Annotated in this window: 6 protein-coding genes; 2 read left to right on the top strand and 4 right to left on the bottom strand. The window is 60.2% G+C overall.

Annotated features, from left to right (window positions below; all coding sequences use genetic code 11):
- Positions 1 to 43: 43 nt before the first annotated feature.
- Positions 44 to 2530 carry a heavy metal translocating P-type ATPase gene (locus PHI64_RS22950; protein WP_299888543.1) on the bottom strand — a complete coding sequence of 829 codons (2487 nt, stop codon included), beginning with the start codon at positions 2528 to 2530 and terminating at the stop codon, positions 44 to 46.
- Between the two features lie 254 nt (positions 2531 to 2784).
- Between PHI64_RS22950 and PHI64_RS22955 the strand changes: the two genes are divergently transcribed.
- Entirely contained in the window at positions 2785 to 3159 is a 375-nt protein-coding gene (locus tag PHI64_RS22955) for a hypothetical protein (RefSeq protein ID WP_299888546.1), read from the top strand.
- Positions 3160 to 3390: 231 nt separating this feature from the next.
- Complete coding sequence (gene copK / locus PHI64_RS22960) at positions 3391 to 3678, top strand: periplasmic Cu(I)/Cu(II)-binding protein CopK (protein WP_299888549.1); 288 nt, start codon at positions 3391 to 3393, stop codon at positions 3676 to 3678.
- 112 nt (positions 3679 to 3790) lie between these two features.
- Here copK and PHI64_RS22965 read toward each other — a convergent pair whose 3' ends face one another.
- From PHI64_RS22965 to flgB, 3 genes are all read right to left on the bottom strand, one after another.
- Positions 3791 to 5056 (bottom strand): type II restriction endonuclease, encoded by a 1266-nt coding sequence (locus PHI64_RS22965; protein ID WP_299888552.1) that lies wholly within the window; start codon positions 5054 to 5056, stop codon positions 3791 to 3793.
- 97 nt (positions 5057 to 5153) lie between these two features.
- Positions 5154 to 6449 carry an HD domain-containing phosphohydrolase gene (locus tag PHI64_RS22970; protein WP_299888555.1) on the bottom strand — a complete coding sequence of 432 codons (1296 nt, stop codon included), beginning with the start codon at positions 6447 to 6449 and terminating at the stop codon, positions 5154 to 5156.
- Positions 6450 to 6458: 9 nt separating this feature from the next.
- Positions 6459 to 7127, bottom strand: a complete 669-nt coding sequence (flgB, locus tag PHI64_RS22975; RefSeq protein ID WP_299888558.1) for a flagellar basal body rod protein FlgB — start codon at positions 7125 to 7127, stop codon at positions 6459 to 6461.
- Positions 7128 to 7259 lie beyond the last annotated feature (132 nt).

Raw genomic sequence — 7259 nt, forward strand, 5'->3', positions numbered from 1 at the left:
CCGATCCTGCTGTTGTGTTCTGCCAGGAATGCGCGACAGCGCGTCAATGACAAAGCCGTATTGATGCCCAACGGCGGAGCCGTTTTGCCTTAACGTGCTTTATTTTCCGTTTTCTGAGGCGACCCCATCCAATTCTGACGGGGCGCCAGCGCCGAAGCAGCAAGGCGTTCGACACCACGCTGACGCTTGAGAATGCCATGGCGGCACCTGCGATGATCGGGTTCAGCAGTCCCGCAGCCGCCAGGGGAATACCCACGACGTTGTAGACACAAGCCCAGAACAGGTTCTGCCGCATTTTGGCGTAGGTCCGGCGGGAGATGTCGATGGTCGAAGCGACCAGAGCCAGATCGCCACGCATCAAGGTCACCCCCGCCGCGTGCATGGCCACGTCCGTTCCGGTTCCCATGGCGATGCCGATGTCGGAGGCAACCAGGGCCGGTGCATCGTTGATACCATCACCCACCATGGCAACGACATGCCCTTCCTGTTTCAACGTTTCGATCGCGGCGGCTTTGTCCCCTGGCAGCACTTCGGCCAGACACTGATCGATTCCAAGCTCTGTTGCCACGCCATGCGCAGCTCCACGACTGTCGCCTGTAATCAGAGCAGTCTTGATGCCCATCTGCTTGAGGCGATCGATACTCCCCCGTGCTTCTGGCTTCAGCCGGTCGCCAAAGGCAATCAAGCCCAGCACCGCCGGGGCACCTTCCGATGCCAACCAGGATACGGTCCGCCCTTCGGCTTGGAGGTGCATTGCGGTGTCAGCGAGAGGGGCCATCGTGAAGCCGCGTTCCTGCATCAATCGGGCATTGCCAAGCACGTAGCGCGTGCCCTCTATTTCGCCGGCCAGTCCGCGTCCGGGTAAGGCCTGAACGAACCGGGCACTGATCGGGCTCAGTCCGGCGTCCTGGGCAGCCTGGCCCACGGCTCGCGCCAAGGGATGCTCGCTACCCAACTGAAGACTGGCCGCGAGGCTGAGGAGCTGCCGGGCATCACCGCTGCCGGATTCGAAGGCCACGACCTGGGGCTTGCCTTCCGTCAGGGTGCCGGTCTTGTCGAAGACGACGGCCGTCACCTTGTGCGCCACTTCCAGCGCCTCTGCGTCCTTCACCAGAATGCCGTGTCGAGCGGCAACCCCCGTACCCGCCATGATCGCCGTGGGCGTGGCAAGCCCCAATGCACACGGACAGGCAATCACGAGCACCGCGACGGCGTTGATGATCGCGGTCTCGACATCACCGCCGTAAGCCCACCACCCAACAAAGGTCAGCAGCGCGATGAGCATGACCACCGGGACAAACACCGCACTCACCCGGTCCACCAGGCGCTGAATGGGGGCCTTGGCCGACTGGGCACTCTCGACCAGCCGGATGATCCGGGCCAAAGTGGTTTCCGTACCGACAGCCGTCGTCTGCACGAGCAGCAAACCGTCAGCGTTGATCGCGCCGCCGCTGACGCGATCTCCGGGCTGTTTCGGGACCGGCAGGCTTTCACCGGTCAACATGGATTCGTCCAGATGGCTGCACCCCTCCACGATCTGGCCATCCACCGGTACCCGCTCGCCGGGCTTCACGACAAGCACATCGCCCACACGGACCGCATCGATGGCGATCTCCTGGTCGCCGTCACCAGTACGAATGCGGGCAACGGTGGGCCGCAGTGCCTGGAGCGCGCGGATCGCTTCGGTGGTTTGCCGCTTGGCCCTGGCTTCAAGCCACTTGCCCAGCAATACCAGCGTGATCACCACGGCTGAAGCTTCAAAGTACAGGTGAGGCATTTCACCGCTGGTCGACTTTGCCAGCAGGTAGGCGCTGAGTCCGTAGGCTGCAGTCGTTCCAAGGGCCACCAGGAGATCCATGTTCCCGCTACCGGCCCGTAGTGCCTTCCAGCCTGCACGGTAGAAACGCCTCCCCAGCCAGAACTGAACAGGGGTCGCCAATAACAACTGCATCCAGCCAGGCAGCATCCAATGTGCGCCAAAGAGATCGGCCAGCATTGGAATCACGAGTGGAAGGGACAGGGTCGCCGCAACCGCGACTGGCCACCATTCGGCACCATGGCGGGCTGATGCGGTATCGGCACGAGAATCCTCCGTCACCGATGCCGCGTCGTAGCCCGCCTTCTGGACGGCCTCGATCAAGACAGCGACAGGTACGCCGCGGGCCAGCGTGACATGCGCCTGTTCGGTTGCGAGGTTGACGGTGGCACGCACGACACCGCTCACGCCGCTCAGAACCTTCTCCACCCGTGCGGCGCAACTGCTGCACGTCATCCCCGTGATCGCCAAAACCCGGCTTTCCTCTGGGACATGGAAACCCGCCTTCTCGATCGCCTGGCGCACGGCCGTCAAGTCAACCACCGAATCGGACTCCAGCAACGCCGATTCGGTAGAGAAACTGACGGTGGCCTTGGAAATGCCGGGCAGGCGACCCAGCACTTTTTCCACCCGGGCAGCGCAACTGCTACAGGTCATGCCCGCAATGTCGATCGACAGCGCCCGGCGCGGCAGCGCGATAGTGGAAGAACTCATGATGCAACTCCTGTTGAGGTGACAGGAGCAGGCTAGACCTTGCCATCATGGGAAGGTCAACGGTGCCGGAGCACATTTTTTTCACTTTGCGATTCGGGCAATGGTGGAGCGATCTCCTTCTGGGAGTCTGGATGAGGCTCCTGTTTCTGACATACAAGTGACGCAATTGTCACCCCCATGTTCGGGTCGCGTAAGGGTCGGTAGCGCATGCTTTAACTGCAGGCTCACTCACGACCGAACCGAAGGAGAAAATCATGAAACTCATTTCCACCGTATTTGCCGCGCTGCTAATCGCTGCGGGCGCTGCCCATGCAGATCTCAACGACAAGGACAATCACATTGAAGGCGTCGGCGGACACACCCTCAACGAACTGCAAAAGCAAGGCAAGCCCACCGCTGCCGATGTGAAGAAGGAGCGCGATCTGCAGAAAAACTGGGATCGGGAGAAGGATAACCACCTGGAGGGGGTTGGTGGTCACGCCATCCACGAAGTCAAGAAGATGCCGCCGGCGACAAAGGAAAGCCAGGCCAGAAAGCGCGAAGCCGAAAAGACCCTGGACCGGGATAAGGACAACCACGAAGAAGGTGTGGGAGGACACGCCATCTACGAAGCCACCAAGGGCAAGTAGCTCCGACGAAAGTCACTTGTGGATTCGATGCGAGCGTAATTCGTGCCTCTGACTCAAGCCCTGGCATTCAGTTGCGACTGCCAGCTGCCGCGTCTCATCCCGCAACAAAGCTGGTCCGACAACATAACGAGCTGCTGACACAACTGTCATCGGGCGGTTTGGCTCCCGTAAGGAGCCACCGTCCATCATACAAGTGCAGGACCACCTGCACACAACCTGAAGGAGAGAGAAATGCTGAAGAAAATGTTAGTCGTGGTCGCGCTGAGCGTCATAGGTACAACGGGCGCATTCGCTTCTGATCAGGCGCGTGCCGCGGCAAAAGAGGTCATCGAGCTCAAAGATGGCTCGACGGTCTATATCTTCAAAGACGGGAAAATGGCCATGGAAGACAAATACGGCCGTGCAACTCGCATGAAGAAAGAAACCGTCATGGAAACCAAGGATGGCCGGAAGATCATCATGCATGGCGATGAGGTCATGCGGCTGGACTCGCTACTACGACATGGTGACGGCAGCTAGTTGTCCCGTTCGTACATGAGGCATGGCGGAGCCCCCAATGTTCGCTGAAGCGGCTTGGGGGCTCACAGGACTGGTTGATGATTACGAATCCCGTGCGCGTATCGACGCGAACTTAGAACATTCTGGCGATGGCTTCCACAGGCTTGATACCAGCTCCGAACCGGGCGATGGCCTCCCGGTGCTGACGTAGCTCTCCGTACGGCAGGTAGCGGATGTTGAGCTCCCTCACCTGTGAGAAGGCCGGCCTCAGTACCTGTTGCCGGACATCGGCCTCCCGTTCATCGGGGGCGACCAGGAACAGATGATGACGCTGGGCCGCACCGCCGGACAAAGCCAGATCCAGCAGCCGGACGATGCCGGAGTAGATCGAGGTCGTATGTTCGACCTCGAATGCCGCCACCACCGCGCCGGATTCTCGTTCCAGCCAGATCACATCGATGAGCCTCACCGCGTCAGCCCCTTCGCTTTGCAAAGCCGGGGGTAAGACCGTGAGACACCCATCTGCGAGACGCCCTCCGCCATAGGGTCGACTCTGGTCGTTGCTGGCAATCCACACTGAGAACCCCAGGGACAGCCCCAGGTCTCTCAGCCATCCTTGCACTTCGGTGTGCCCCTCGTCAAAAACCCGATTCTTGTCGAGTTGCTTGGCAAAGGCGGTGGTTTCCTCCCGAACTGCAGCCAGATCCTTGGCCCAGGCATCGGTCGCCTTGGCATCCCCCTCGGCAGGGGGTAACGGGTAGCGCTCCATGCCCAGGTCGAACATGAACCCGGCAACCGCACCCAGATCATTGGACAGAAGATCCCGGTGGCGCTGGTTGAACTCGATGAGTCCCTGCCGCATAGCAAGGTAATGATCCCAGCGCCCAAGCTTGACCGCAGCGCCGGTCAGCGCGTTGTAGCCTTTGACGATGGCCGTATTGAACGGCACAACGATTGTGGGGTGAATGAAGTAAAGGAGGTTGGCAGCGGCTGGCCCCAGGCCCTTGATGCCCTTCGCTTCGAGCGTCCGGATTGCCTGGAGCACGTCGGCCTCCTTGGTGCAGCAGTCGCACGCGTGCAGCAACCTTCCGAAGGCGCGTTGATTGTCCCGGTCTTCGTAAATATCCGGGATCCGCAGTTTGGGCTTCCACAGGAACGCATGATCGGCTCCCTTGAAGATCTGACGCTGCTCGGCAATCGAGGCCACAACCGTTTGGAGGGACGATCCTTGATAGACGTTGCCGAAGTTGCCTTCGTCGATCTCCTTGATGACCTGGCCGATTCCTCGCCGGATCGAGCGGAAGTTCTTCAGTCGTTCGGGCCACAAGAACCAGGACTGGTAGGTTCCATTCGGGTCTTGCTTCCAGCGATCAATCAAGAGACGGGTGGTTTCAGACATGCAGATGGAAAGTAGAACACGTAGTCGATCAGGGTATCACCAACCGAAGGCTCGACGGGGCTCGCACCGACCGACCACGTCCTGCGCCTGGAGTGAGCTACACAACCGGCGGCAAGATCCCCAGCTTGAAGTAGAGCGACAACGCCTCATGGAGACGTTGGCGTAGTTCGTTCGGGTCTGCCCGCGTGATCGTGGCATACAACGCAGGGGCGATATCCATGAACGCGGTCGCGATGAGCGGATCAAAGTGACTTCCGGATTCGCGCAGGATGATCTGCATGGCCTCGTCGAGCCCCATCGGCGACTTGTAGGCGCGCTCGGAAGTGAGCGCATCGAACACGTCTACGACGGCGAAGACGCGGGCGATCAAGGGAATTTCCTCACCGCGCAAACCATCGGGGTAACCTTTTCCGTCCAAACGTTCGTGGTGGTGCCGGATGATCACGGCAGCGCCCTGCAACCAGGGATTGTCCGTGACGATCTCCGTGCCGAGGACCGGATGCGTCTGCATGACCTGGAGTTCGGTGGGCGTCAGGGAGCCCCCCTTCAGGAGGATACGGTCGGGAATCCCGATCTTGCCGACGTCGTGCAGAAAGGCACCGGCAACCAGGTGCGAGATATCTTCCGCCGAGACCCCCAGTGCTTCAGCCAAACCAATTGCGTAGAGCGTGACCCGGTAGTTGTGGGCGTCGGTACCGGAATCTCTCTTGGCCACAGCGTTTCCCAGGGAGCGGATCAGCGACAGGTTGGAGTCCAGCAAGGAACGAGACAAGTCCGTTGAGCGCCGCAGCAGGGCCAGCATGAGGGGATACAGGACAAACGCTGTCGCCACCACGGCGCCGATAGCGGTAAGCGCCCCCGTGCGAACCTGATCCCGCTGCGCCTGGACAGTTTCAGCATCAAGTCGGCTGACGGTCCTCACATATCCGACAAGACGGTCATCGCTACCAGAGATCGGAACAACGACGTGCATCAGATGCTCGGAACCCACTTCGATCCAGGTGCGATGGACCTGATGCCCTTCAGGACGTTTCAAGGTTTGGGCACGAAGCACATCTATCAGCGAAGCGGTGCTACTCCCCCAGTTCTCGTAAGCCGGGCTGCCGTCACGATCAAAGACCTGCAGCCCGACAAAGCGACTCTTGTCCAGCAAGCGCTCCAGTTCGTCATGGTCGTCAGGCCGGCCCGCGCTAAGGATCACCTGCATCGCAGGCGTGGCGAAATGGCGGGCGCTGCGAGTGGCCTGCTCCAGTGCAGCCTGTTCTACCCGGTAGGTTTCAACGACAAAAGCGGCGCCACCGGCAGCCAGCGCAACAACGGTCGCAGCCAACCCAAGCCTGATGGCCAGCATCCAGCGTAACTGACGGGAGTTCTCTGGTAGCGGACGGCTCATGCCAGCTTTTCACTTCAGGTTCTGGAGCATTTCGATTTCATGCTTGAAGTGCCCACTCACCCGGTCCATTGAGAACTTGAGCATCAGCGTGTTCTCCGCAAACTTGGCCCGCTCGACATCCATTTCCACGGTGTTCCCATCGACACTGCCTTGGCTGGGGACATGATATTTCAGGGGGATGGGAGGCGCGTTGCCGGTGCTTTGTCCTGGCAAGTGCCCCGCTGAGGTCGTGGTCAGGGATACAGGAGGCACATTCGCCGCCGCTTGGGCGCTGCGTAGCGCGTTCTGGAAATCGATGTCGACGGCCTTGTAGCCGGGGGTATCGGCGTTGGCGATGTTGGATGCGATGATTTGCTGACGATAGGCCCTCAAGCCCAAGGCGAGTTGCTGAAAATCATGGCTTGGGTGCCCTGATCCCACCAATGGGATGTGACGGGGTTGAAAGACATCCCCCAAAGAGAGCCGTGTATCGCGTTGTGCCGAACTCTGTGCGCCACTCGTACTGGATGCGGGACTGGACGTCCCCGACAGGGCCGTACTGGTCGTTCTGCTCATGACCTGTGAAAGAGCGCCGGCAAAGGAAGAAGTGCCACTTGCCGAAACGGTGTGACCACTGTGCCCAGCGTCCGAGGTCGGCTGAACCGGCCCGGGGCTTCCAATTCCGGCAACGGACAGCATGGCAGCTTACTCCTGTTCGTTCATGATCAGGATGGCCTTCACCGGATCGATCGGTCCGGTCTCATGCCATTTGCTACTGAGTTTTGAAGCTGATGCCTTGTCCATGCAGCCGTGGTTGCACTCCACGACCCA

It is taken from the genome of Zoogloea sp., from assembly GCF_028689785.1.
Taxonomy (GTDB): Bacteria; Pseudomonadota; Gammaproteobacteria; order Burkholderiales; family Rhodocyclaceae; genus Zoogloea.